The organism is Pseudomonas sp. WC2401, assembly GCF_041200115.1.
GTDB lineage: Bacteria > Pseudomonadota > Gammaproteobacteria > Pseudomonadales > Pseudomonadaceae > Aquipseudomonas > Aquipseudomonas fragi.
The window spans coordinates 4,786,550-4,811,732 of the sequence record NZ_CP165623.1; the positions used below are offsets into that span (position 1 = coordinate 4,786,550).

A 25,183-nucleotide genomic window follows, 5' to 3' on the forward strand; every position below is an offset into this window, starting at 1 on the left:
CAGGAATACCCCTCTAATGCGTTGGTTGCTCGCTGCCCTCTGTCTGTCATTTGCCGTTACCTGCCAGGCCTCTGTTGTCATTACCGTAAACGGCAAGCCCGTTGATAAAAATCAGGTCCTCAAGCCAGCCCCGTCGTCACAACCGGTTCGTGCCGGGCAGAGCATCGACAAGGTGCTGGTCATCAAGTCGGCGCGCAAGCTGGAACTGATCAGCAATGGCAAGCCCATCAAGACCTACCGCATTTCGTTGGGCAAACAGCCCAAGGGCCCGAAAATGCGCGAGGGCGACAAGCGCACCCCCGAGGGCATCTACTGGGTCGACTGGCGCAAGAAAAGCGACAAGTTCAACCTGGCCATGCATATCAACTACCCCAATATCAGCGACGCGGCCACGGCGCGACGTGAAGGCTTGAACCCGGGCTCGATGATCATGATCCACGGCACGCCCGACAGCGAAGACAACCCCGAAGAGCTGTTCCATACCCTGGACTGGACAGATGGTTGCATCGCCATGAAAAACCACGAGATGCGCGAAGTCTGGAACCTGGTTCCTGACGGCACCATGGTTGAAATCCGCCCGTAACCAGCCACCACGCAAACAACAAAAAACCCGCTGACCGTTACCGGTTCAGCGGGTTTTTTATGTGCCTTGTGGCTAGATATCAGCCAGTTGCCACACTTCGTACGCGGGCGTTTCATACGGGTGGCTGAGCTTGAGCGCAGCCACCACGGCCTGAATCAGATCATCGGCAACGACCAGTTCAACCTTCCATTCCCCCACATACTCGACCTGACCGGTTTGCCCGATAAACGGCTGGCTGCCGTCCAGCGCACGAAACTGGCCCTGACCCATGGTTTGCCACGCGCAGTGGTCATAGCTGCCGATTCGTCCGCCACCGGCGGCGAATACGGCATCCTTGACCCCATCCACATGGCTTGGGGGAACGAAAAAGCTGAGCTTGTACATGCGCTTAATCGACCCACACACGAGCGTTACGGAACATGCGCAACCACGGCGCGTCTTCGCTCCACTCTTCCGGGCGCCACGAGTTCTGCACGGCGCGGAATACCCGCTCCGGGTGCGGCATCATGATGGTCACACGGCCGTCACGGCTGGTCAGGCCGGTGATCCCGCGCGGCGAGCCGTTCGGGTTGGCCGGGTAGTTTTCCGTGACCTTGCCGTGGTTGTCGACGAAGCGCAGTGCCACTGCACCGGACAGGTCCGCCTGCAACATGGCTTCTTCGCTGGCGAACTCGGCATGGCCTTCACCGTGAGCGATGGCGATCGGCATGCGCGAACCGGCCATGCCCTGCAGGAAGATCGAGTTCGACTCCTGCACCTGCACCATTGCCACGCGGGCTTCGAACTGCTCGGAACGGTTACGCACAAAGTGCGGCCACAACTCGCTGCCAGGGATCAGTTCGCTCAGGTTGGACATCATCTGGCAACCGTTGCACACACCCAGGGAGAAGCTGTCAGTGCGCTCGAAGAAGCTCTGGAACGCATCGCGGGCACGGGTATTGAACAGAGCCGACTTGGCCCAGCCTTCACCGGCACCCAGCACGTCGCCGTAGGAGAAACCACCGCAGGCAACCAGACCCTTGAACTCGTTCAGGTCGACACGGCCGGCCAGAATGTCGCTCATGTGTACGTCGATAGCATTGAAACCGGCACGGTCAAACGCCGCGGCCATTTCAACCTGACCGTTGACGCCCTGCTCACGCAGAACTGCCACTTGCGGGCGAATGCCTTTCTTGATGTACGGCGCGCTGATATTGGCGTTCACGTCAAAGCTCAACTGGGCGGTCAGGCCCGGGTTGTCTTCTTCGAGCAGTACATCGAACTCTTGCTGCGCGCAGTCCGCGTTGTCACGCATGCGCTGGATCTGGAAGCTGGTTTCAGCCCACTGGCGCTGCAACTCGCCACGCTGACCGGCAAACACTTTTTCACCGTTGAAGGTGATGGTGACTTCGCTGTTGTTCAGCGGCTGGCCGATCACGTCGACACACTCACCCAGGCCTGCGGCGCTGAACTGTGCAAGCACATCAGCGGTCGCGTCCTGACGCACCTGAATCACGGCACCCAGTTCTTCGTTGAACAGGATGGCCGGAAGCTGGCTGGCGCTGTCTGCGAGGCAGTCGAGGGTCAGGTTCAGGCCGCAGTGACCGGCAAACGCCATTTCCATCACGCTGGTGAGCAAACCACCGTCGGAACGGTCGTGGTAAGCCAGCAGGTGGCCATCAGCATTCAGGCCCTGGATCACGGCGAAGAAGGCCTTGAGGTCTTCTGCGTCGTCGACGTCAGGCGCCTGCTTGCCTAGCTTGCCGTAGGTCTGGGCCAGGATCGAGGCGCCCATGCGGTTCTGGCCACGGCCCAGGTCGATCAGGATCAGATCGGTCAGGCCCTTGTCCATGCGCAGTACCGGGGTCAGGGTCTGGCGAATGTCGAGCACCGGGGCAAAACCGGTCACTACCAGCGACAGCGGCGAGGTCACGGTTTTGTCCGTACCCTCTTCGCTCCAGCGGGTTTGCATCGACATCGAGTCCTTGCCCACCGGGATGGTGATGCCCAGCTCCGGGCACAGTTCCATGCCGACAGCTTTGACCGTGTCGTACAGACGAGCGTCTTCACCCGGGTGGCCGGCAGCGGACATCCAGTTGGCGGACAGCTTGATATCGCTGATCTTGCCAATGCGCGAAGCGGCGATGTTGGTCAAGGTTTCACCAATGGCCATACGGCCCGATGCCGGAGCATCCAGCAGTGCCAGCGGGGTACGCTCGCCCATGGCCATGGCTTCGCCGGTGTAGACGTCGAAGCTGGTTGCGGTGACGGCCACGTCAGCCACAGGCACCTGCCACGGGCCAACCATCTGGTCGCGGGCAACCAGACCGGTGATGGTGCGGTCGCCGATGGTGATCAGGAAGCTTTTGCTGGCCACGGCCGGGTGATGCAGGACGCGCTCGACGCACTCGCCGATGCTCAGCGCAGCAGGGTCGAAGTCATCGCCCAGCTCTTCTTCGCGAACGGCCGAACGGTGCATGCGCGGGGCCTTGCCCAGCAGCACTTCCAGTGGCATGTCCACCGGGCTGTTGCCGAAATGGCTGTCGGTCACGGTCAGTTGCGGTTCGGCAGTGGCTTCACCGACAACGGCAAACGGGCAGCGCTCACGCTCGCAGATCGCCTGGAAGCGCTCGAAATCTTCGACGCCCACGGCCAGAACATAACGTTCCTGGGATTCGTTGCTCCAGATTTCGTGCGGGGCCATGCCCGGCTCGTCGTTTGGAATGTTGCGCAGTTCGAAACGGCCACCACGGTCGCCGTCGTTCACCAGCTCAGGGAAGGCGTTGGACAGGCCACCGGCACCCACGTCGTGGATAAAGCTGATCGGGTTCTTGTCACCCAGCTGCCAGCAACGGTCGATCACTTCCTGGCAACGGCGTTCCATTTCCGGGTTTTCGCGCTGTACCGAAGCGAAGTCCAGGTCAGCCGAGCTTGCGCCGGTGGCCATCGAGGATGCTGCACCGCCACCCAGGCCGATCAGCATGGCCGGGCCGCCCAGCACGATGAGCTTGGAGCCCACGGTGATTTCGGCTTTCTGTACGTGTTCGGCGCGGATGTTGCCCATGCCGCCGGCCAACATGATCGGCTTGTGGTAACCACGCACTTCTTCGCCACGGGGGGTGGTGATGGACTGCTCGAACGTACGGAAGTAGCCGGTCAGGGCCGGACGACCGAATTCGTTGTTGAATGCAGCACCACCCAACGGGCCTTCGATCATGATATCCAGCGCGGTCACAATGCGCTCGGGCTTGCCGTATGGCACTTCCCACGGCTGTTCAAAGCCCGGAATCTGCAGGTTGGACACGGTGAAACCGGTCAGGCCGGCCTTTGGCTTGGCACCACGACCGGTTGCACCTTCGTCGCGGATCTCACCACCGGAACCGGTCGCCGCACCCGGGAACGGGGCAATGGCGGTCGGGTGGTTATGGGTTTCAACCTTCATCAGGATGTGCACCGGCTCCTGCACCGCACCGTACTGGCGGGTTTCAGGGTCCGGGAAGAAACGCCCGGCAACACTGCCGACGATGACCGAGGCATTGTCCTTATAAGCAGACAGAACGCCTTCGCTGTGCATCACGTAGGTGTTCTTGATCATGCCAAACAGGCTCTTGTCCTGGCTTTGGCCGTCAATGTCCCAACTGGCGTTGAAGATCTTGTGGCGGCAATGCTCGGAGTTGGCCTGGGCAAACATCATCAGTTCGATGTCGTGCGGGTTGCGACCCAGACCGTTGAAAGCATTGACCAGATAGTCGATTTCGTCTTCGGCCAGGGCCAGGCCCAGCTCGACGTTGGCTTTTTCCAGCGCGGCGCGACCGCCACCCAGTACGTCAATGGCTGTCAGCGGCTTTGGTTCGGCGTGGCTGAACAAACCGGCAGCCTGCTCCAGGGTACCCAGCACGATTTGCGTCATGCGGTCATGCAATGCAGCAGCGATCAGCTCGGCATCCGCGTCGCTGAACTGGCCAGCCACATAGAATGCAATGCCGCGTTCCAGGCGCTGGATTTTCGCCAGGCCACAGTTACGGGCAATATCGCTGGCCTTGCTCGACCAGGGAGAAATGGTGCCAAACCGCGGCAACACCAGGAACAGTCGGCCACTCGGCTCTTGCACCGGCACGCTTGGGCCGTACTTCAGGAGACGAGCCAGTACCTGCTGTTCATCGCTGGTCAGCTCGCCGGTAGTATCGGCAAAGTGGGCGAATTCAGCATACAAACCCGTGACAGACGGAACCTTGAGGCTCAGTTGTGCAAGGAGTTTGCTGTGGCGAAAGGCAGAAAGGGCAGGAGCGCCGCGCAGGATCAACATCTTCGGGACAGCCTCGGGAGGGGTATGCTTTGAGGCCCGGCATTCTAGCGTAAACCATCGCCAACGGCACCCGAAACGGCACACCAGACGCATACCAAACGCGACTAATCGACCAAAGCCTTATTCTTTATGGCTATCAGCCGCTTGGCGCATGGTTGTTTATGATCTTTAAAGAGCGATCCACCCCCCATTCCACAAGGGTTTCAGCGATTTTCGCGGTCAATATCAGAATGACTGAAAATTGTCGAGATATGGCACCCGCGCTGCTTTGCGTATACTGCGCGGATGTTTTCTCTAACTGATATCCGCCCGCGCTGCGCCAAATGGCTGCTCGCAACCGGACTCTTCCTGATGCTCAGTGCCTGCGTTGAAAAACCCAGCACCCTGGAGCGCGTAAAGGAGGATGGGGTACTGCGGGTGATTACCCGTAACAGCCCCGCGACCTACTTCGAGGATCGCAACGGTGAAACCGGCTTCGAATACGAGTTGGTGAAACGCTTTGCCGATGATCTGGGGGTCGAGCTCAAGATCGAAACCGCCGACAACCTGGACGACATGTTCAACCAGCTGGGCCAGCCTGACGGCCCGGTTCTGGCTGCTGCCGGCCTGGTCAGCAGCGAGAAGCGCCTGCAACAAGCCCGATTTTCCCACCCCTACCTCGAAGTCACGCCGCAGATCATCTATCGCAATGGCCAGTCGCGGCCGACCTCTGCCGCTGACCTGGTGGGCAAGCGCATCACCGTGCTCAAGGGCAGCTCCCATGCCGAGCAACTGGCCGAGCTGAAAAAGCAGTATCCCGGGATCGAGTACGACGAATCCGACGCCGTTGAAGTGGTCGACTTGCTGCGCATGGTCGATGAAGGCCAGATTGACCTCACGCTGGTCGACTCCAACGAAGTGGCGATGAACCAGGTGTACTTCCCCAACGTGCGCGTGGCCTTTGACCTGGGCGATGCGCGCAGCCAGCGCTGGGCGGTGGCGGCAGGTGAAGACAACAGCCTGCTTAACGAGATCAACGCCTACCTGGACAAGGTTGAAAAGAACGGCACCCTGCAACGTCTCAAGGACCGTTATTACGGGCATGTCGACGTACTTGGCTACGTCGGCGCCTACACCTTCGCCCAACATCTGCAGCAACGCTTGCCCAAGTACGAAAAGTTCTTCAAGGACGCGGCCAAGAAAGAGCAGATCGACTGGCGCCTGCTGGCGGCAATGGGCTATCAGGAGTCCCTGTGGCAACCTGCAGTAACGTCAAAAACCGGCGTTCGCGGCCTGATGATGCTGACCCAGAACACAGCACAGGCGATGGGCGTGTCCAACCGCCTGGATGCCAAGCAGAGCATCATGGGCGGTGCCAAGTACCTGGCGCTGATCAAGAGCGAACTGGACGATGATATTCAAGAGCCGGATCGCACCTGGTTTGCACTGGCGGCCTACAACGTTGGTGGCGGTCACCTTGAAGACGCGCGCAAGCTGGCCAAGAAGGAAGGCCTGAACCCGAACAAGTGGCTGGACGTAAAGAAAATGCTGCCTCGCCTTGCGCAGAAGCAGTGGTACAGCAAAACCCGCTATGGCTACGCCCGCGGCGGCGAGCCGGTGCACTTTGTGGCCAACATCCGTCGTTACTACGACATCCTGACCTGGGCTACGCAGCCGCAGCTTGAAGGCGACCAGGCGGCGGACAGCAAACTGCACATCCCCGGCATCGACAAGACCAAGCCCAAGGAAGAGCCGCAGCTTTAGCTGAGGGAGCGAGCCTGTTGTGGGAGCGGGCTTGCTCGCGATTGCCCCAGCATGGTCTTACAAGTAAAACCTGCCGCCCGCATCGCGAGCAAGCCCGCTCCCACAGGGGTCCAGGATCCGGCCCTCAGGTTTTAGTCTTTCGCGGCCGCCACGATCAGCGCCTTCATCTCGGCAACAGCCGACTTGAAGCCCACGAACAACGCATGCGCCACCAGCGCATGGCCAATGTTCAACTCGTTAATCCCCTTGATGGCCGCTACCGCTTCCACGTTGTGGTAATGCAAACCGTGGCCGGCATTGACGATCAGCCCTTGAGCCAGGCCAAACGCTACGCCATCGGCGACACGCTGCAATTCTTCGGCGACTTCGGTCGGAGTCTGTGCATCGGCATAACGGCCCGTGTGCAGCTCGATCGCTGGCGCGCCAACGCGTTTTGAAGCTTCGATCTGACGCTCATCGGCATCGATAAACAGCGACACTTCACAGCCAATCCTGCTCAGCCGCTCGACCGCCGCCTTGATCCGCGCTTCTTGCCCGGCTACATCCAGACCGCCTTCTGTGGTCAGTTCCTGACGGGTTTCAGGCACCAGGCAGATATGCGCCGGGCGAATACGCTCGGCAAACACCATCATCTCTTCGGTAACGCCCATTTCGAAGTTCATGCGCGTTTGCAGCACGTCCTTGAGCAGCAACACATCACGCTCCTGGATATGCCGGCGGTCTTCGCGCAGGTGCACGGTAATGCCGTCGGCGCCCGCCTCTTCTGCATCCAGCGCCGCCTTGACCGGATCAGGGTAGCGCGTGCCGCGCGCCTGACGCAGTGTGGCTACGTGGTCGATGTTCACGCCGAGAAGAATGCGATTGCTTTGGGTCACGGGGGCTCTCCTGAAGAGTTGACGATTCGGCGCACAGCATACCGGTCTATTCAGGGCTTGCGAAACAACTCACGACTGGCCAGCGGCTTGCCAGCCAAATGAACGGCCAATGCCTGACGCATCAGGCGCTTGGCTGCCGACAAGGCGCCCGGAACGGTCCAGTCAGCCTCGGCCATCGCCTGCAACTCGGCGCCATGAAACAGTCCGGGCTGTACCAGGTAAATGCGCTCAAGCCCGGCATCCACCTGCAGGCGATACATGCCATCACCCGCTACCGGCTCGCCATGAATATCCTGCGTCAGTGAAAAGCCATAACCCAGATCGTCAAGCAGGCGCCACTCGAATGCGCGCAGCAGCGGTTCCAGTGGACGCCCTTCAGCCAGCGCCACCAGTGTCGCGGCATAGTGGTCAAACACTGCAGGATGGGGGTCTTCAGCAGGCAGTAGCCGAATCAGTAATTCATTGAGATAGAGACCGCTGAACAGCGCTTCGCCATTGAGCCAGGTGGCAATCCCGGCACTTTCCATGCGCCCGACGTTTTTCAGCTCGCCACGGCCGCGAAATTCGATTTCCAGGGGTACGAAAGGCCGTGCCAACGTCCCCGCCTTGCCCCGCGCACTGCGCAGCACCGCCCGCAGGCGCCCTTGAGGCGTGATGAAGTCCACCAGCGCGCTGGTTTCACGATAGGGGCGACTGTGCAGGACGTAGGCGAGTTGCGCGACGGGTGGGTTGCTGGACATGAGTCTGGTGTACCAAAGGCTAATGTGGGAGCGGGCTTGCTCGCGATGCAGGCAACCCGGAACTTCAGACAGACCGAGTTGATGCTATCGCGAGCAAGCCCGCTCCCACAGGGGTACTACGATGTTTACAGGTCGCCGTAGCCCAGCGAACGCAGGGCACGCTCGTCGTCGGACCAGCCGCCTTTCACTTTAACCCACAGGTTAAGCATGATCTTGGAGTCGAACAGCAGCTCCATATCCTTGCGCGCTTCGGTGCCGATGCGCTTGATACGCTCGCCCTTGTCGCCAATGATGATTTTTTTCTGACCGTCACGTTCAACCAGGATCAAAGCGTGGATATGCAGGGTCTTGCCCTGCTGCTTGAACTCTTCGATCTCGACGGTGATCTGGTACGGCAGCTCCGCACCCATCTGGCGCATGATCTTTTCGCGAACCAGTTCGGCGGCCAGGAAGCGGCTGCTGCGGTCGGTAATCTGGTCTTCCGGGAAGAAGTGCTCGTTTTCCGGCAGGTGATCGGCGATCACGCGCTCCAGCGCTTCAAGGTTATGACCATGCTGGGCAGAGATCGGGATGATCTGGGCGTTCGGCAGTTGCTCCTGAAGCCAGCTCAGGTGCGGCATCAGCTCGGCCTTGTCTTCGATGCGATCGGTCTTGTTCAGCGCCACGATCAGCGGGCCGGTTACGTACTGCACGCGCTCCAGCACCATCTGGTCTTCGTCGGTCCACTTGGTGCGGTCAACAACGAAGATCACCACGTCGACGTCTTTCAACGCCGCCGAAGCGGTTTTGTTCATGTAGCGGTTCAGGGCCTTTTCGCCGCCCTTGTGCATGCCCGGGGTATCGACGTAGACCGCTTGCACGTTGCCTTCGGTCTTGATGCCCAGCATGTTGTGGCGGGTGGTCTGGGGCTTGCGCGAGGTGATCGCCAGTTTTTGACCCAGGATATGGTTCAGCAGCGTGGATTTACCCACGTTTGGACGACCAACAATGGCAACGTAGCCACAGCGAGTTGCGGTTGTATCAGTCATGGCCATTCTCCACGCCAAGGGCAATCAGTGCTGCGGCGGCCGCTACCTGTTCGGCAATGCGACGGCTCACGCCCTGTCCCCGGCTTTTTTCATTCAATAAGGCAATCTCGCACTCGACAAAGAAGGTGCGGCAATGCGGTTCGCCCTGGATATCCACCACTTCATAACGTGGCAGGTCGCAGGCACGCGACTGCAGGAACTCCTGCAGGCGGGTCTTTGGATCTTTGTTGGTATCGACCAGGGTCAGCGTCTCGAACTCGCTGGCCAGCCAGGCCAGTACGCGGTCGCGGGCGACTTCCATGCCGGCGTCCAGGTAAATGGCGCCGATCAGCGCTTCAAGGGCGTCTGCCAGGATCGATTCGCGGCGAAAACCACCGCTTTTCAGCTCGCCCGAACCCAGACGCAAGTACTCGCCCAGCTCAAAGCCTCGCGCCAGTACTGCCAGGGTTTCGCCTTTGACCAGGCGGGCACGCAAGCGTGACAACTGGCCTTCACGCGCCAGTGGGAAGCGGTCAAACAAGGCTTCGCCGGCAACAAAATTGAGAATGGCATCACCCAGGAACTCAAGGCGCTCGTTATTGCGCCCCGCGAAACTGCGGTGTGTCAGGGCCAGAACCATCAGTTCCTGGTCTTTGAAGGTGTAGCCGAGCTGACGCTCTAAACGTTCTAAAGAAAAACTCACGATTTACCCACGCTGAGTTCGTGGCCGAATGTCACCACCGGACCGATATTAGGGATCAGTGATGCTCGTTTATCGCATAGCAAATGGACAGGGAACAGGCTGTTCGCCGCCGTCACACTTAACGCTTTGTTCAAATCCACATCCTGAATACTCAGGCGCGCGACTTGTTTCGCACACCTGAAAAGCAATCGGCGCTGTTATAAACAGCGCCGTTTTGGCTACTTGATCAGACCAACCCGCGAGAAGTTCGGCAGGTTGCTCGCCTTGGGTTCCGGCCAGCTCATCCAAACAGCGAAGGCCTTGCCGACAATGTTCTTGTCGGGAACCATGCCCAGCTCGTCTTTGGGAATGTTCGGATCATCCCAGTAACGGCTGTCGTTCGAATTGTCGCGGTTGTCGCCCATCATGAAGTAATGCCCGGCCGGAACCGTCCACTCCTTGTCAGGCGGCGCACGATAGCGGCTCATTTCCTTGCGGATCATGTGCTCGACTTCGCCCAGCTTCTCTTTGTACAACTCGGCACTGCCCAGGGTTCCAGGCTCGGCCTTGACCAGTTGCTCGGCAACCAGTTGGTCGTTGACATACAGATGCTTGTCGCTGGTGTAGCGGATCTTGTCGCCCGGCAGGCCAACTACACGCTTGATGTAGTTGACTGTCGGATCGCTTGGGTAGCGAAACACCATCACATCGCCCCGCTTCGGATCACCCACTTCGATGATTTTCGTGTCGAGTACCGGCAAGCGGATCCCGTACGAAAATTTGTTCACCAAAATGAAGTCGCCCACATCCAGGGTCGGTTTCATCGAGCCGGACGGAATCTGGAACGGCTCAACCAGAAACGAACGCAACACCAGCACGATAAACAACACCGGAAAGAACGACTTGCCGTATTCAACCAGCAGCGGTTCCTTGTTGAGCTTTTCGACGACCTGCATATCAACCGGCGTAACGCTGGCTTGATAGTTGGCAATGGCCTTGCGCCGGCGCGGAGCCAGGAAGACCACATCGAGCAGCGCCAGCAAACCGCACACGGCAACAGCAATGACCAGCAACAGCGGGAAATTTAGTGACATAGGACCTAGCTATCCAAACGGAGCACTGCAAGGAAGGCTTCTTGTGGAATTTCCACGTTGCCCACTTGCTTCATGCGTTTTTTACCGGCTTTCTGCTTTTCCAACAGCTTGCGCTTACGGCTAACGTCACCACCGTAGCATTTGGCCAGTACGTTCTTTCTGAGAGCCTTGACGGAGGTCCGTGCAATGATCTGCCCGCCAATGGCGGCCTGGATCGCGACGTCGAACATCTGGCGCGGAATCAGTTCTTTCATCTTCTCGGTCAACTGGCGACCTTTGTAGTGCGCGTTTTCCTTGTGCACGATCAGGGCCAGCGCATCTACCTTGTCACCGTTGATCAACACATCGAGCTTGACCAGATTAGCTGACTGGTAACGATCGAAGTGGTAATCGAGCGAAGCATAGCCGCGACTGGTGGATTTGAGACGGTCGAAGAAGTCCAGAACCACTTCGTTCATCGGCAAATCGTAGGTCACTTGCACCTGGCTGCCCAGGAACAACATGTCGTGCTGCACGCCACGTTTTTCAATGCACAGGGTAATGACGTTACCCAGGTGCTCCTGAGGCACAAGAATGTTGGCACGCACGATTGGCTCGCGCATGTCTTCAATCATGGAAAGATCTGGCAGCTTGGACGGGTTGTCGACGTAAATCGTTTCACCGGTCTTGAGCAGCAACTCAAAAATTACGGTTGGCGCGGTGGTGATCAGGTCCAGGTTGTACTCGCGCTCCAGGCGCTCCTGAATGATCTCCATGTGCAACATGCCGAGGAAGCCGCAACGGAAGCCGAAGCCCAGTGCGTCAGAGCTTTCTGGCGTGTATTGCAGCGAAGAGTCGTTCAGTGTCAGCTTTTGCAGCGCGTCACGGAAGTCTTCGAAGTCATCGGAGCTGACCGGGAACAGACCCGCATACACCTGAGGCTGAATACGCTTGAAACCGGGCAGTACATCAACATCCGGCGTCGTGCTCAAGGTCAGGGTATCGCCCACTGGCGCACCGTGAATGTCCTTGATACCGGCGATGATGAAACCTACTTCACCGGCTTTCAGATCGGCAGTGGCGGTGTGTTTCGGGTTGAATACACCGACGCTGTCCACCAGGTGGATCTTGCCGGTGGACTTGACCAGAATCTTGTCGCCCTTTTTCACGCGGCCGTGGCGCACGCGAACCAGGGACACAACGCCCAGGTAATTGTCGAACCAGGAGTCGATGATCAACGCTTGCAGCGGGTCTTCGATATTGCCGGTCGGCGCAGGAATGGTATGTACCAGGCGCTCAAGCACCTCGTCCACGCCCAGGCCGGTCTTGGCGCTGCAGGTCACGGCATCAGTGGCGTCGATGCCAATGATTTTTTCGATCTCTTCTTTAACACGATCAGGATCGGCCTGTGGCAGGTCGATCTTGTTCAGCACCGGCATCACTTCCAGGCCCTGCTCGATCGCGGTGTAGCAGTTGGCTACGGACTGGGCTTCTACGCCCTGCCCCGCATCGACCACCAGCAAGGCACCTTCACAGGCCGCCAGGGAGCGACTGACTTCGTAGGTGAAGTCAACGTGGCCCGGGGTGTCAATGAAGTTCAACTGGTAGGTTTTGCCGTCTTTGGCCGTGTAATACAAGGTGACGCTGTGGGCCTTGATGGTGATCCCGCGCTCACGCTCGAGGTCCATGGAGTCCAGTACCTGGGCTTCCATTTCGCGGGCAGTCAGGCCACCGCACATCTGGATAAAACGATCGGCCAGCGTCGACTTGCCATGGTCAATGTGGGCGATGATGGAGAAATTGCGGATATGACTCAGATCACTCACGGGTCAACACTCAAAAAAGTCGCAGGCAGACTGCCCGCCGAAAAATAGCCGGGAATTGTACCTGAACATCGCGCCAAGCGTCACGTTCACAGGCCAATGGGCACCCACAAAAAAGCCCCTATCGCGAGATAGAGGCTCTTGATTGACTCAATGACCGCTACTCAACCCGCCCGGCGCAACAACCAGATGCCGGCCACGGCACAGATGGAAGCCGGCAGCAGCACCGCAAACAACGGCGAGAAGCCGAACACCAGGCTCAATGGCCCCAGCAGGTCCTGGGCGATCTTGAAGGTAAACCCCACCAGAACCCCGGTAAACACCCGCTGACCAAGGGTAACAGAGCGCAACGGGCCGAAGATGAAAGATATGGCCATCAACACCAGCGCAGCGGTGACCAGTGGCTGCAACACCTTGACCCAAAAAGCCAGCCAGTAACGGCCGTTATTCAGGCCCTGGTCCTTGAGGTAGTGGATATAGCTCCACAACCCGGCAATCGACAGCGACTCGGGGGCCATGACCACGGTATTGAGCAATTGCGGGCTCAAAGACACGTCCCATTTTTCTTCAGGCGCCTTGACCACTTCGGTGCTGTCGCCGTGAAAAAGGGTGGTGCTCACATCGCTCAACTGCCAGTTGCCCTGGTCGTACTGGGCCTTTTTGGCAAAGCTTGCCGACTGCATCTGGTGGTCTTTGTCGAAGCGATAACGGGTGACGCCATAGAGCAGCCCGCCGGGCTGAACCGCGTTGATATGAATGAACTCGTCGCCCTGGCGATGCCACAAGCCATGCTTGGAGCTCTGCGAATCACCACTGCCCTGCGCCAGCGCACGGTTGGCCTGGGCCATGCTTTCAGTGGCAGGCACCACATACTCGCCAATCAGCACCCCCACCACCATCAGCACCAGCATCGGCTTCATCACGGCCCAGACGATACGCCCCAGGGACACACCGGCGGCACGCATGATGGTCAGCTCGCTGTTGCTGGCCAGACCACCCAAACCGATAAGACAACCAATCAGCGCCGCCATCGGCAACATTTCATACATGCGCCGCGGCGCGGTCAGCATGACAAAACTGAACACATCCAGAACCGTGTAGCTGCTGCTGAGGCTGCGCATCTCATCGATCACGGCAAACAGCAGGGCCAGGCCGAGAATGATCCCCAGCACAGCCAGAATCGCCAACAACACACTGCTACCAATGTAGCGATCGAGCTTAACCACGGGCCATCTCCTCGGCACTACGGCGACTAGCCAGCTTCAAGCGCAGCGGCTCCCAGTACATCAGCCCCAGGCCAATGACCAGGAACAACCCATGCACCCACCACAGGCCCAGCCCCAGCGGGATCTTGCCATCCTGAAGAAGCCCCTTGCCCCAGGTCAGCATGCTCAGGTAGCTCATATAAAGCAGAATGGCCGGCAACAACTTGAGGAAACGCCCCTGACGCGGGTTGACTCGCGACAACGGCACCGCGATCAAGGTCACGATAAACACCAGCACAGGGAAGGCAATGCGCCAATGCAATTCGGCGACCACACGAGGGTCCGAGCTGCCGAGGAGGTCCACGGTAGGTATTGCATCGCGGTCTGTTACTTCATTGCTGACTTCGGGCTTGGGCAGCAACACACCGTAGGTTTCGTACTTGATCGCCCGATAGTCGGCCTGCCCCGGGTTGCCGTCATAACGATAGCCATTGTCCAGCACCAGCCAGCGGCTGCCGTCAGGACGCACCTCCTGGCGGCCCTTCTCGGCCAGCAGCACGGAAATGCTGCGGTCCTTGGCTTCCTCACCGAGTTTTTTCTGGGTGATGAACACCCCGGACAAGAGCGAGCGGTCATTGCTCAGCTCCTCGGTGTAGGTCACCCGCGTACCGTCACTCAACGACTGGAAACGCCCGGCTTCCAGGGTATCGAACTCGGTCAGGGCATCCTGCTTGTTGAGCAGCAGCTGAAACTCATTGTTGCCCTGCGGGGCCAGGCTCAGGCTGAGCCACGCCACGATAAGCGCCACCAGCGCAGCCGGTGCCATGGTAATGGCCAGCAGGCGCTGGCGACTCATGCCGGTGGCCGACAGCACGGTCATCTCGCTTTCAAGGTACAGCCGCCCATAGGACAGCAGAATGCCCAGGAACAGCCCCAGCGGCAGGATCAGCTGCATGAAGCCCGGCAGGCGAAAGCCCATGATCAGGAACAAGGAGCCCGGATCCAGGGCGCCAGAGGCGGCCTGGGCCAGGTATTTGATGAAACGACCGCTCATGATGATGACCAGCAGCACAGCGCTGACAGCGCTCAATGTAAGCAGGACTTCGCGGGACAGATAACGGAAGACGATCAAACCAGACACTCCAGGGTCGTCAGGCTAAGGCGGCCAAACAAGCAGCATAACGAGTCGGCCAATACCTCATCATAGATGAGACGGGCCGTCTAAAAAGATGGCGCATTATCCTGTGAATGGCCGCCCCTGTCACTGCGCAGTCTCGAAAGTGCCAAGTTGTAGTTATAGCGGGGTTGTCAGGCTCCTGCGACGGGGTTCAAACTGCCCGCCTTGACGCCCGCCTTGAACACAGGTGAAGCGCTTCTTCTATCTGGCAAACGAACAGTACTGTTTGTGCGCATGTTGACCATTTGATTCAGGGACCCCGACATGGAACTGGTTGTAAAAAGCGTTAGCCCGGAAACGTTGAAAACCGCCACCCTGGTGGTCGCCATCGGCGAAGGCCGCAAGTTGGGCGCCAGCGCCAAAGCCATCGATGAGCTGACGGGCGGCGCCATCAGCGCTGTACTCAAGCGCGGCGATCTTGCCGGCAAGACCGGCCAGAGCCTGCTGCTGCACAGCCTGCCCAACCTCAAGGCCGAACGCGTGCTGCTGCTGGGCACCGGCAAGGATGAAGAACTGGGTGACCGCCCGTTCCGTAAAATCATCAGCGCCGCCCTGAGCGTGCTCAAGGGCCTGGGCGGCAGCGATGCCGTGCTGGCACTGGACGAACTGGTGGTCAAGGGTCGCGACAGCTACAGCAAGACCCGCCTGCTGGCCGAAACCCTGATCGACGGCGAATACAGCTTCGACCGCTTCAAAAGCCAGAAAGCCGAACCTCGCGCCCTGAAAAAAATCACCCTGCTGACCATCAAGGCCGCCCAGGCTGAAGTTCAACGCGCAGTGACCCACGCCCAGGCCATCGCTGCGGGCATGGCATTCACCCGTGACCTGGGCAACCTGCCGCCGAACATCTGCCACCCGGTCTTCCTGGCCGAGCAGGCCAAGGACCTGGGCAAGGAATTCAAGGGCCTGAAGGTCGAGATTCTTGACGAGAAGAAAATCAAGGATCTGGGCATGGGCGCGTTCTACGCCGTGGGCCAGGGCAGCGACCAGCCGCCACGCCTGATCGTGATGAACTACGCCGGCGGCAAGAAATCCGAAAAACCGTTCGTGCTGGTCGGCAAGGGCATCACCTTCGACACTGGTGGCATCAGCCTCAAGCCGGGCGCCGGCATGGATGAAATGAAGTACGACATGGGCGGTGCGGCCAGCGTGTTCGGCACCCTGCGCGCCGTACTCGAGCTGAAACTGCCGATCAACCTGGTGTGCATCCTGGCCTGCGCCGAAAACATGCCAAGCGGCGGCGCGGCCCGTCCGGGCGATATCGTCACCACCATGAGCGGCCAGACGGTCGAAATCCTCAACACCGACGCCGAAGGTCGCCTGGTGCTGTGCGATGCCCTGACCTACGCCGAGCGCTTCAAGCCTCAGGCCGTAATCGACATCGCCACCCTGACCGGTGCCTGCATGGTTGCCCTGGGTGCCCACACCTCGGGCCTGATGGGTAACAACGACGAGTTGATCAACCAGTTGCTGGAAGCCGGCAAGCAAGCCGACGACCGCGCCTGGCAGCTGCCATTGTTCGACGAATACCAGGAGCAACTGGACAGCCCGTTCGCCGACATGGCCAACATTGGCGGGCCTAAAGGCGGCGCCATCACTGCTGGCTGCTTCCTGTCGCGTTTCGCCAAGGCCTACCACTGGGCGCATCTGGACATCGCCGGCACCGCATGGGTCAGCGGCGGCAAGGACAAGGGCGCCAGTGGCCGCCCTGTGCCCCTGCTGACCCAGTACCTGCTCGATCGCGCCAACGCTTGAAACTGACAATCGAAGGCTGCGCCGTCTGACGGCGGCGCAGTCCCGATTCAGGAACCGCAATGACCCCAGCACCCGATACAGAGCTCACCAAGATCGACTTTTATATCCTGCCCAGCGCCGAGCCGTCTGCGCGGCTGGATTTTGCCTGCAAGCTCACCGAAAAGGCCTGGCGCCTGGGCCATCGCGTGTACCTGCACTGCACTGACAACGCCCAGCGCCAGGACCTGGATGAACGCCTGTGGCGCTTCAAGGGCGAAAGTTTCGTGCCCCACAGCAACACTGAAGACCAACCCGATGGCGTCGTCGTCATGGGCTGTACCGATGCACCCGCAAGCCATCAGGACTTGCTGATCAACCTGGACCTCAAGGTCCCCGAATTTTTCAAACGCTTCGCCCGTGTGGCCGAAGTCGTGGTCGAAGACCCTGCCGTGCGGCTGGCCGCGCGGGAGAGTTTCCGCTTCTACCGCGAACAGGGCTATCCTCTGCAAGACCACAAGCTGCAACGACTCTGAGCCCACGATGGACACTTCCAATTCGCCGCAAAAAGCTGCACACCTGCTTGATGACCTTGAGTCCATTCGCAAGCTGCTTGGCGATGAGGGCCTGCAACCGCCGCTGCTGACGGAGATGGTGGGCGGCGAAGACACGCAGATACCGCTGTTGTCCGAAGTCATCAGCGAAGAACCCGAGCCTGCGCAAATACCGCTGGTCGGCATCGCCCCTGCACCCGTGGCAGAAAAAGCTCCCGACGCCCTGCTGGTACATCTGGACAGAGAGCTGCGCACCGCGGCCCAGGCCATCATGCAGGACGTGATCAACGACTTCGCCCCGCATATTGAAACCGAGATCAAGCGCCGCCTCGATGCCCATATGGAGCGGTTGCTCGCACAGCATCAAAGCTGACCCTGCGGGAGCGGGCTTGCTCGCGATTGCAGCGCCTTGATGAACCAGATGCACCGCGTTGCCCGTATCGCGAGCAAGCCCGCTCCCACAACAGCAATAGGTTCCCCGCGCAGTCCCACCCCGCTATACTTGTCGGCTTTCCTGAATTAATGCCAATAGGGTCCCGCCGCGCATGGATAAGACCTACCAGCCGCACGCCATTGAAACTTCCTGGTACAAAACCTGGGAAGAAGAGAATTATTTTGCCCCGCAAGGCGCGGGCGACCCGTACACCATCATGATCCCGCCGCCGAACGTCACCGGCAGCCTGCACATGGGGCACGGTTTCAACAACGCGATCATGGACGCCCTGATCCGTTTCCGCCGCATGCAGGGTCGCAACACCCTGTGGCAGCCGGGTACCGACCACGCCGGTATCGCCACCCAGATGCTGGTTGAGCGTCAGATCGAAGCACAGGGTCTGAACCGCCACGACCTGGGTCGCGAAAAATTCCTCGACAAGATCTGGGAGTGGAAAGACCAGTCCGGTGGCAATATCAGCCGTCAGATCCGTCGCCTTGGCTCGTCCGTAGACTGGAGCCGCGAGCGCTTCACCATGGACGATGGCCTGTCCGAAGCCGTGAAAGAAGCTTTTGTGCGCCTGCACGAAGACGGCCTGATCTACCGTGGCAAGCGCCTGGTCAACTGGGACACCAAGCTGCACACCGCAATTTCCGACCTTGAAGTGGAAAACCACGACGAGAAAGGTTTCCTGTGGAACCTGCGCTACCCGCTGGCAGACGGCGCCAAAACCGCCGAAGGCCTGGACTACCTGGTGGTTGCCACCACTCGTCCGGAAACCATGCTCGGTGACGCCGCCGTAGCCGTTAACCCGGAAGACGAGCGCTACAAGGCCCTGATCGGCAAATTCGTCGAGCTGCCACTGGTGGGCCGCCGCATCCCGATCATCGCGGACGACTACTGCGACCCTGAATTCGGCACCGGCTGCGTGAAAATCACCCCGGCCCACGATTTCAACGACTACGAAGTCGGCAAGCGCCACAACCTGCCGCTGCTCAACATCTTCGACAAAAACGCCGCGGTGCTGCCTGCAGCCCAGGTGTTCAACCTCGACGGCACGTTGAACGAGTCCATCGACGGCACCCTGCCAGCCAAGTACGCAGGCCTGGACCGCTTCGAGGCGCGCAAGCAAATCGTTGCTGATTTCGACGAAGCCGGCCTGCTGGTCAGCGTTGACGATCACGCCCTGAAAGTACCTAAAGGCGACCGTTCCGGCACCGTGATCGAGCCGTGGCTGACCGACCAGTGGTATGTATCGACCAAGCCTCTGGCAGAACCTGCCATTGCTGCGGTTGAAGACGGCCGCATCGCGTTCGTGCCTAAACAGTACGAAAACATGTACTTCTCGTGGATGCGCGACATCCAGGACTGGTGCATCAGCCGTCAGCTGTGGTGGGGCCACCGCATTCCGGCCTGGTACGACGAATCGGGCAAGGTCTATGTAGGCCGCGACGAAGCCGAAGTCCGCGCCAAGCACAACCTGGGCCCGGACGTTGCGCTGCAACAGGACAACGACGTGCTCGACACCTGGTTCAGTTCGGGTCTGTGGACGTTCTCCACCCTGGGCTGGCCGGAAAAAACCGAAGCACTGAAAACCTTCCACTCCACTGACGTGCTGGTTACCGGCTTCGACATCATTTTCTTCTGGGTTGCCCGGATGATCATGCTCACCATGCATCTGGTGAAAAACGAAGACGGCACCCCGCAAGTTCCGTTCAAGACCGTGTATGTACACGGTCTGGTACGTGACGGTCAGGGCCAGAAGATGTCCAAGTCCAAGGGCAACGTCCTGGACCCGCTGGACATCATCGACGGTATCGAACTCGAAGACCTGGTGGCCAAACGCACCACCGGCCTGATGCAGCCAAAACTGCTGAAGAAAATCGAGAAGCAGACCCGCGACGAATTCGCCGACGGCATCGCCAGCTACGGCACCGACGCCCTGCGCTTCACGTTCTGCTCGCTGGCGTCCACCGGTCGTGACATCAAGTTCGACATGGGCCGCGTCGAAGGCTATCGCAACTTCTGCAACAAGATCTGGAACGCCGCACGCTATGTGCTGGACAAGGGCGAAGACTGCGGCCAGAACGGCGAAGCCTACGAACTGTCCCTGGCTGACCGCTGGATCATCTCGCAGTTGCAACGCACCGAAGCCGAAGTGACCCGTCACCTCGACCAGTTCCGTTTTGACCTGGCGGCACAAGCGCTGTACGAGTTCATCTGGAACCAGTACTGCGACTGGTACCTGGAGCTGTCCAAGCCTGTGTTGTGGGACGAAAACGCCCCGGTAGAGCGTCAGCGCGGCACCCGCCGCACGCTGGTGCGTGTACTGGAAGTGGCCCTGCGCCTGGCGCATCCGTTCATGCCGTTCATCACCGAAGAAATCTGGCAGCGCATCGCGCCGCTGGCCGGCGTTGAAGGCAAGACCATCATGCTGCAGCCGTGGCCGGTACCGAACGAAGCGCGCATCGACCAGGCCGCCGAAGACGATATCGAATGGCTCAAGGGCCTGATGCTCGGCACGCGCAACATCCGTGGCGAAATGAACATAGGCCCGGGCAAGCCGTTGCAGCTGTACCTGAAAAACGTCAGCAGCGAAGACCAGCGCCGTTTGACCGAGAACGATGCTTTGCTCAAAAAGCTGGCTAAACTCGAATCGATCACCGTGCTGCAAGACGGTGCCGAAGCCCCTCTGTCTGCCACCGCTCTGGTTGGCGAGATGGAAGTGCTGGTGCCGATGGCCGGCCTGATCGACAAAGATGCAGAGCTGGCGCGTCTGGACAAGGAAATCCAGCGCCTGAACGGCGAAGTGGCGCGAGTAGGCGGCAAATTGTCGAATGCCGCGTTCGTTGACAAGGCTCCGGCCGAAGTCATCGAGAAAGAACGTGCCAAGTTGGCCGAAGCCGAACAGGCCTTGAGCAAACTGGCAGACCAGCACGCGCGGATTTCCAGCCTGTAAAAACGCTGCGCACCTGATCGCGGGCAAGGCCGCTCCCGCAGGGTTTTAACTCTGCAGGAGCGGGCTTGCCCGCGATTGCTTTTGTGGAATGAATTGAACATGACTACCCCTCGCACTTCCAAAGCCACACGCCACAAGCCCAAGGCTGCCAGCGATGCCAAACCGGTCGAGCCGCGCGTCAAGCCCAGCCTGCACCCGCGCAACCGCCACCAGGGCCGCTATGACTTCCCGCAGCTGATTTCGGTGTGCCCGGAGCTGGCCGAGTTCGTCATCATCAACCCGTATGGCAAAGAGAGCATCGACTTCGCCAACCCGGATGCCGTGCGCGTGTTCAACCGCGCGTTGCTCAAGGCGTTCTACGGTATCGCCCACTGGGACATTCCGGCTGACTACCTGTGCCCGCCTGTGCCCGGTCGCGCTGACTATGTGCACTTTCTGGCCGACCTGCTGGCAACCATGAACGATGGCGTCATCCCGCGTGGCCCGAGCGTGCGCGTGCTGGACATCGGCATGGGTGCAAACTGCGTGTACCCGCTGATTGGTCACAGCGAATACCGCTGGCAGTTCCTGGGCACCGAAGTTGACCCTACTGCCGTTAAAGCGGCCAAGGCGATCGTGCAGTCCAACGGCCTGAACAAAGCCATCAGCCTGCGCCTGCAACCCGATCAGAAGAAGATCCTGCTGGACGTGCTGGACAGCGCCGAGCGTTTTGACCTGAGCATGTGCAACCCGCCGTTTCATGCGTCTATCGACGAAGCCACGCGCGGCAGCGAGCGTAAATGGCGTGCACTGGGCAAGGCTGATCCCAAGCGCAAACTGCCGGTACTGAACTTTGGCGGTCAGGCTGCTGAATTGTGGTGCGAAGGTGGCGAGCAGCGCTTTGTGACCCAACTGATTCGTGAAAGCGTGCAAGTGGGCCGTCAGGTGCTGTGGTTCAGCGTGCTGGTGTCCAAGGCGTCCAACTTGCCGGCGATCCAGACTGCACTGAAAAAAGCCGGCGTGCGCGAAAGCCAGGTGGTCGACATGTCACAAGGCAACAAGCAAAGCCGCTTTGTCGCCTGGACATTCCATGACAAAGAGCAGCAACAGCTGTGGCGCGAGAAGAACTGGAAGTAAGCGTGTAAATACGCAAAACCTCGTAGCAGCTGTCGAGCTGCGCGAGGCTGCGTTCGGCGGCGAAGCCGTCGTAGATTCAGCTGCCCCCGTTTTTCAGGAAAACCGGGGGGCCCGGATCTACGACGGCTTCGCCGCCGAACGCAGCCTCGTTCCTGCGGCAGCTGCTACAGGAATAGCGCCCATAAAAAAGCCGCGCTTCGGAGTGATCCCAAGCGCGGCTTTTTTACAGCAGTCTTACTTGTTAACAGCGTCAGTCAGGCCTTTGGCCACAACGAGCTTGATAACTTTTTTGGCTGCGATTTCGATGGCTGCGCCAGTCGAAGGGTTACGGCCAGTACGGGCAGGACGCTCAGTCACTTTCAGTTTGCCAATACCTGGCAGAGTGATTTCGCCGCCATTTTCCAATTGATCAGCAACGATCTGGGCCAGTTGGTCCAGAGCGTTACGCGCGGTAGTTTTCGGCGCGTCGATAGCTTCAGCGATATCGGCGATCAGTTGGTCTTTAGTAATAGCCATTGAGATGTTCCTTCCCTATCAAATTCATTTGGTTTGCAGAGTGCAATGTCAGCCATCGAGCCAGATCTCAAGGGTCTGGCACACCCGCCAGCTTTCACGACGAATCGCGGATGTAGATAGCTAAAACGGGGTTTGGTTCGACCTGACACATGCTGAATGCACGCTTTGCGCCGTTTCCGAGCGCAAGACCGGGCAAAACTAGCACAGAGACGGGTAAATATCCGCCTCTACCTGGGCTTTTGGTCAGCTTTATCGCCTTAAAACCGTAAAAAACCGCTCCAGGGCGCCCTCCAGCCCCCCAAACTGCGACCCGGGGCTCAGGTGCGGTACACTTGGCGCCTTTGCGGGGTGAGTGCCCTGCCCTCTCATTACACACCGAGAAGCCCATGCCGATCCGTCATTGCATCGTCCATTTGATTGACAAAAAACCCGACGGTACGCCCGCTGTTCTCCATGCCCGTGACTCCGAACTGGCCGAGTCCCAAGCCATCGAGAACATGCTCGCAGACCTGAACGAAAGCTATAACGCCAAGCAAGGCAAAGCCTGGGGGTTTTTCCATGCCGAGTCCGGTGCGCACCCGTTCAGCGGCTGGCTCAAGGAATACCTCGATGGCGGTAAAGACTTCACCGCCTTCAGCCGCGTGGCCGTCGAGCATCTGCAAAAGCTGATGGAAGAGTCCAACCTCTCGGCCGGCGGTCATGTGCTGTTTGCTCATTACCAGCAAGGCATGACCGACTACCTGGCCATCGCCCTGCTGCACCACAGCGAAGGCGTGGCGGTGACCTCGGAGCTGGACGTGACCCCGTCGCGCCACCTGGACCTTGGCCAGCTGCACCTGGCTGCGCGGATCAATATCTCCGAGTGGCAGAACAACAAGCAGTCCAAGCAGTACATTTCGTTTATCAAAGGCAAGAACGGCAAAAAAGTTTCGGAATACTTCCGCGACTTTATCGGCTGCCAGGAAGGCGTCGACGGCCCGGGCGAAACCCGCACCCTGCTCAAGGCCTTCAGCGACTTCGTAGAGAGCGAAGACCTGCCGGAAGAGTCCGCCCGGGAAAAAACCAAGACCCTGGTCGACTATGCCAGCAGCCAGGCAAAAATCGGCGAACCGATGGGCCTCGAAGAGTTGTCCGAGCTGATCGACGAAGAACGCCCCAAGGCCTTCTACGACCATATCCGCAACAAGGACTACGGCCTGTCGCCGGAGATTCCGGCGGACAAACGCACCCTCAACCAGTTCCGTCGCTTCACCGGGCGTGCTGAGGGGCTGTCTATCAGCTTTGAAGCCCACCTGCTGGGCTCCAAGGTGGAATTCGACGAAGAAGCCGGCACGCTGGTGATCAAGGGCCTGCCGACCCAACTGCTCGACCAGCTCAAGCGCAGCAAGTAATGTTCAACGGGATCCTGAAGAAAGTCCTGTTTGTTCTGGTGGTCGTGGTCATTTTCCAGAACTGGGGCAAGATCGAGCGCGTGCTCAACCCTTCAGGGGTCGTGTCCGAGCAAACCCGGGCCAGTGCCCGGGTGGTGCTGTACTCCACCGAGTGGTGTGGCTACTGCAAGGCGACGCGGCGGTTTCTGGATGAAAAAGGCATTCCGTTCAAGGAATTCGATATCGACAAGGACGCCAGCGCCCGTCAGGCCTACGAGGCGTTGGGCGGGCGTGGCATTCCGATACTGGATGTGAACGGCACGCTGATTCGCGATTTCAAGCCCGATGCGATATTGGCGGCGTTGAAGTAGAGCTCAAGAGCCCCTCACCCTAGCCCTCTCCCAAAGGGAGAGGGAACTGATTTTCGGTGTTCTCAAGGCCGCGTGCAGTCAGCTCCCTCTCCCTCAGGGAGAGGGAACTGATTGTCCCTGTTCTCAAGGCCGCGTGCAGTCAGCTCCCTCTCCCTCAGGGAGAGGGTTGGGGTGAGGGCAAAAAATCTCCAGCCTGGCTCTGCACCAGACACTCCTTGGCACTCTTCCTGAGCTTCTTGATCAGGCGCTCCTGGCGCAGGGCTTCACCCTTGTCCGGCCAGGACTCCACATACACCAGCGCCACTGCCGGGCTTGAAGCAAAAAAACGCGCGCCCTTGCCGGTTTGATGCTTGGCAAAACGGCGCACCGGGTCATCGCTGATACCGCAATACAAAGAGCCATTGGCGGCCCGCACAAGATACACAAACCAAGGTTTCCCGCTCACTTTCAGCGGCTGCCCTGAAAGGCCTTGAGCCCTTTTTGGGCCTGTGCCCGGATGGCGTTCTGCACCAGCGGTGTCCACCCCAGCAGCAAACCCTTGAGGCCCAGCGCCTGACGCGACCAGCGCCACAGGTCGAAGTGATCGTGATGCTCGCAAATCTTGCCATCACGAAATACAAAGCGCGCCTGGATATCATTGACCACCGTGGCCCCGGTCTGGCCAAACACATAGGTGGCCACCCAGTGCGCGCTGCCGCGCTGGCTGTCGGCCTGAACCTGATCGAAGGTGAGGCTGAAGTCCTTGGCCCGCGAGGTCAGCATGCGCCACATATCGGCAGCGTTTTGGCCACGCAGTTCGCCAAACACCGGGTCGCTGAACACCACGTCGGTGGTGTAGCAATCAGCCATTGCCTGGGCATCAAGCCGCTGGAAGGCCTGGTAGAAACGAGTGATCAATGCTTGATGGTCCTGGCTCATGGCAGGCTCCGTGCGGGTCAGT

General features: G+C 59.5%; 22 protein-coding genes. 9 read left to right on the plus strand and 13 right to left on the minus strand.

Features of this window, described 5'->3' with window-relative positions:
- The first annotated feature begins 16 nt into the window (after nt 1-16).
- Nucleotides 17-583, plus strand: a complete 567-nt coding sequence (locus AB3G35_RS21975; RefSeq protein WP_016781904.1) for a murein L,D-transpeptidase family protein — start codon at nt 17-19, stop codon at nt 581-583.
- Between the two features lie 72 nt (nt 584-655).
- Here the strand turns inward: AB3G35_RS21975 and AB3G35_RS21980 are convergent, their stop codons facing one another.
- Both AB3G35_RS21980 and purL read right to left on the minus strand, forming a co-directional pair.
- Nucleotides 656-967: a YqfO family protein gene (locus AB3G35_RS21980; RefSeq protein ID WP_016781903.1), complete on the minus strand. Its 312-nt coding sequence runs from the start codon at nt 965-967 to the stop codon at nt 656-658.
- A gap of 4 nt (nt 968-971) precedes the next feature.
- On the minus strand, nt 972-4,868 hold the full coding sequence (purL, locus tag AB3G35_RS21985; protein ID WP_324708578.1) for a phosphoribosylformylglycinamidine synthase: 3,897 nt from the start codon (nt 4,866-4,868) through the stop codon (nt 972-974).
- 285 nt (nt 4,869-5,153) lie between these two features.
- Here purL and mltF point away from each other — a divergent pair, with 285 nt between their 5' ends.
- On the plus strand, nt 5,154-6,611 hold the full coding sequence (mltF, locus tag AB3G35_RS21990; protein ID WP_029611546.1) for a membrane-bound lytic murein transglycosylase MltF: 1,458 nt from the start codon (nt 5,154-5,156) through the stop codon (nt 6,609-6,611).
- A 131-nt stretch (nt 6,612-6,742) separates the two neighbouring features.
- Here the strand turns inward: mltF and pdxJ are convergent, their stop codons facing one another.
- The 8 genes from pdxJ to lptF form a co-directional block, all read right to left on the minus strand.
- Nucleotides 6,743-7,486, minus strand: a complete 744-nt coding sequence (gene pdxJ, locus AB3G35_RS21995) for a pyridoxine 5'-phosphate synthase (protein WP_086798585.1) — start codon at nt 7,484-7,486, stop codon at nt 6,743-6,745.
- A 50-nt stretch (nt 7,487-7,536) separates the two neighbouring features.
- Nucleotides 7,537-8,226 (minus strand): DNA repair protein RecO, encoded by a 690-nt coding sequence (gene recO, locus AB3G35_RS22000; protein ID WP_203304292.1) that lies wholly within the window; start codon nt 8,224-8,226, stop codon nt 7,537-7,539.
- A 125-nt stretch (nt 8,227-8,351) separates the two neighbouring features.
- Complete coding sequence (gene era, locus AB3G35_RS22005) at nt 8,352-9,254, minus strand: GTPase Era (protein ID WP_016781898.1); 903 nt, start codon at nt 9,252-9,254, stop codon at nt 8,352-8,354.
- Nucleotides 9,247-9,936 (minus strand): ribonuclease III, encoded by a 690-nt coding sequence (gene rnc / locus AB3G35_RS22010; RefSeq protein ID WP_029611545.1) that lies wholly within the window; start codon nt 9,934-9,936, stop codon nt 9,247-9,249. Before rnc ends, era begins: the two co-directional genes overlap by 8 nt.
- Before the next feature lie 218 nt (nt 9,937-10,154).
- Nucleotides 10,155-11,009: a signal peptidase I gene (gene lepB / locus AB3G35_RS22015; protein WP_016781896.1), complete on the minus strand. Its 855-nt coding sequence runs from the start codon at nt 11,007-11,009 to the stop codon at nt 10,155-10,157.
- A 5-nt stretch (nt 11,010-11,014) separates the two neighbouring features.
- A complete protein-coding gene (gene lepA, locus AB3G35_RS22020) occupies nt 11,015-12,814 on the minus strand; it encodes a translation elongation factor 4 (protein WP_016781895.1) in 1,800 nt (599 codons plus the stop codon).
- A 161-nt stretch (nt 12,815-12,975) separates the two neighbouring features.
- The gene (gene lptG / locus AB3G35_RS22025) at nt 12,976-14,037 is read right to left on the minus strand and encodes an LPS export ABC transporter permease LptG (RefSeq protein ID WP_016781894.1); all 1,062 of its coding nucleotides are present in this window, start codon (nt 14,035-14,037) and stop codon (nt 12,976-12,978) included.
- Nucleotides 14,030-15,148 carry an LPS export ABC transporter permease LptF gene (lptF, locus tag AB3G35_RS22030; RefSeq protein WP_016781893.1) on the minus strand — a complete coding sequence of 373 codons (1,119 nt, stop codon included), beginning with the start codon at nt 15,146-15,148 and terminating at the stop codon, nt 14,030-14,032. Before lptF ends, lptG begins: the two co-directional genes overlap by 8 nt.
- 309 nt (nt 15,149-15,457) lie before the next feature.
- Here lptF and AB3G35_RS22035 point away from each other — a divergent pair, with 309 nt between their 5' ends.
- The 5 genes from AB3G35_RS22035 to rlmF all read left to right on the plus strand — a co-directional run bounded on the left by AB3G35_RS22035 (nt 15,458) and on the right by rlmF (nt 21,986).
- Nucleotides 15,458-16,948, plus strand: a complete 1,491-nt coding sequence (locus AB3G35_RS22035; RefSeq protein WP_016781892.1) for a leucyl aminopeptidase — start codon at nt 15,458-15,460, stop codon at nt 16,946-16,948.
- Between the two features lie 59 nt (nt 16,949-17,007).
- Complete coding sequence (locus tag AB3G35_RS22040) at nt 17,008-17,460, plus strand: DNA polymerase III subunit chi (RefSeq protein WP_016781891.1); 453 nt, start codon at nt 17,008-17,010, stop codon at nt 17,458-17,460.
- A gap of 7 nt (nt 17,461-17,467) precedes the next feature.
- A complete protein-coding gene (locus AB3G35_RS22045) occupies nt 17,468-17,851 on the plus strand; it encodes a hypothetical protein (RefSeq protein WP_016781890.1) in 384 nt (127 codons plus the stop codon).
- A 172-nt stretch (nt 17,852-18,023) separates the two neighbouring features.
- Nucleotides 18,024-20,870 carry a valine--tRNA ligase gene (locus AB3G35_RS22050; protein WP_016781889.1) on the plus strand — a complete coding sequence of 949 codons (2,847 nt, stop codon included), beginning with the start codon at nt 18,024-18,026 and terminating at the stop codon, nt 20,868-20,870.
- Between the two features lie 99 nt (nt 20,871-20,969).
- A complete protein-coding gene (gene rlmF, locus AB3G35_RS22055) occupies nt 20,970-21,986 on the plus strand; it encodes a 23S rRNA (adenine(1618)-N(6))-methyltransferase RlmF (RefSeq protein WP_369782141.1) in 1,017 nt (338 codons plus the stop codon).
- Nucleotides 21,987-22,220: 234 nt separating this feature from the next.
- Here the strand turns inward: rlmF and AB3G35_RS22060 are convergent, their stop codons facing one another.
- Nucleotides 22,221-22,502: an HU family DNA-binding protein gene (locus tag AB3G35_RS22060; protein WP_003440137.1), complete on the minus strand. Its 282-nt coding sequence runs from the start codon at nt 22,500-22,502 to the stop codon at nt 22,221-22,223.
- Nucleotides 22,503-22,888: 386 nt separating this feature from the next.
- Here AB3G35_RS22060 and yejK point away from each other — a divergent pair, with 386 nt between their 5' ends.
- Both yejK and AB3G35_RS22070 read left to right on the plus strand, forming a co-directional pair.
- On the plus strand, nt 22,889-23,893 hold the full coding sequence (gene yejK / locus AB3G35_RS22065) for a nucleoid-associated protein YejK (RefSeq protein WP_016781887.1): 1,005 nt from the start codon (nt 22,889-22,891) through the stop codon (nt 23,891-23,893).
- Nucleotides 23,893-24,243, plus strand: coding sequence for a glutaredoxin family protein (locus tag AB3G35_RS22070; protein ID WP_106115762.1), 351 nt, complete (start codon nt 23,893-23,895; stop codon nt 24,241-24,243). The genes yejK and AB3G35_RS22070 overlap by 1 nt, the downstream gene beginning before the upstream one ends.
- Before the next feature lie 154 nt (nt 24,244-24,397).
- Here the strand turns inward: AB3G35_RS22070 and AB3G35_RS22075 are convergent, their stop codons facing one another.
- Both AB3G35_RS22075 and AB3G35_RS22080 read right to left on the minus strand, forming a co-directional pair.
- Nucleotides 24,398-24,694 (minus strand): GIY-YIG nuclease family protein, encoded by a 297-nt coding sequence (locus tag AB3G35_RS22075; protein ID WP_369782766.1) that lies wholly within the window; start codon nt 24,692-24,694, stop codon nt 24,398-24,400.
- A complete protein-coding gene (locus AB3G35_RS22080; protein ID WP_169909309.1) occupies nt 24,691-25,161 on the minus strand; it encodes a nuclear transport factor 2 family protein in 471 nt (156 codons plus the stop codon). The genes AB3G35_RS22075 and AB3G35_RS22080 overlap by 4 nt, the downstream gene beginning before the upstream one ends.
- Nucleotides 25,162-25,183: the final 22 nt, after the last annotated feature.

Excerpts from the sequence above, each read along its gene's own strand:
- purL (WP_324708578.1), bottom strand. The coding sequence starts at position 4,868 with ATGTTGATCCTGCGCGGCGCTCCTGCCCTTTCTGCCTTTCGCCACAGC.
- AB3G35_RS22050 (WP_016781889.1), top strand. The coding sequence starts at position 18,024 with ATGGATAAGACCTACCAGCCGCACGCCATTGAAACTTCCTGGTACAAA.
- AB3G35_RS21975 (WP_016781904.1), top strand. The coding sequence starts at position 17 with ATGCGTTGGTTGCTCGCTGCCCTCTGTCTGTCATTTGCCGTTACCTGC.
- AB3G35_RS22045 (WP_016781890.1), top strand. The coding sequence starts at position 17,468 with ATGGACACTTCCAATTCGCCGCAAAAAGCTGCACACCTGCTTGATGAC.
- AB3G35_RS21980 (WP_016781903.1), bottom strand. The coding sequence starts at position 967 with ATGTACAAGCTCAGCTTTTTCGTTCCCCCAAGCCATGTGGATGGGGTC.
- AB3G35_RS22035 (WP_016781892.1), top strand. The coding sequence starts at position 15,458 with ATGGAACTGGTTGTAAAAAGCGTTAGCCCGGAAACGTTGAAAACCGCC.
- rlmF (WP_369782141.1), top strand. The coding sequence starts at position 20,970 with ATGACTACCCCTCGCACTTCCAAAGCCACACGCCACAAGCCCAAGGCT.
- mltF (WP_029611546.1), top strand. The coding sequence starts at position 5,154 with ATGTTTTCTCTAACTGATATCCGCCCGCGCTGCGCCAAATGGCTGCTC.
- AB3G35_RS22040 (WP_016781891.1), top strand. The coding sequence starts at position 17,008 with ATGACCCCAGCACCCGATACAGAGCTCACCAAGATCGACTTTTATATC.
- AB3G35_RS22070 (WP_106115762.1), top strand. The coding sequence starts at position 23,893 with ATGTTCAACGGGATCCTGAAGAAAGTCCTGTTTGTTCTGGTGGTCGTG.
- AB3G35_RS22060 (WP_003440137.1), bottom strand. The coding sequence starts at position 22,502 with ATGGCTATTACTAAAGACCAACTGATCGCCGATATCGCTGAAGCTATC.
- recO (WP_203304292.1), bottom strand. The coding sequence starts at position 8,226 with ATGTCCAGCAACCCACCCGTCGCGCAACTCGCCTACGTCCTGCACAGT.
- AB3G35_RS22080 (WP_169909309.1), bottom strand. The coding sequence starts at position 25,161 with ATGAGCCAGGACCATCAAGCATTGATCACTCGTTTCTACCAGGCCTTC.
- era (WP_016781898.1), bottom strand. The coding sequence starts at position 9,254 with ATGACTGATACAACCGCAACTCGCTGTGGCTACGTTGCCATTGTTGGT.
- lepB (WP_016781896.1), bottom strand. The coding sequence starts at position 11,009 with ATGTCACTAAATTTCCCGCTGTTGCTGGTCATTGCTGTTGCCGTGTGC.
- yejK (WP_016781887.1), top strand. The coding sequence starts at position 22,889 with ATGCCGATCCGTCATTGCATCGTCCATTTGATTGACAAAAAACCCGAC.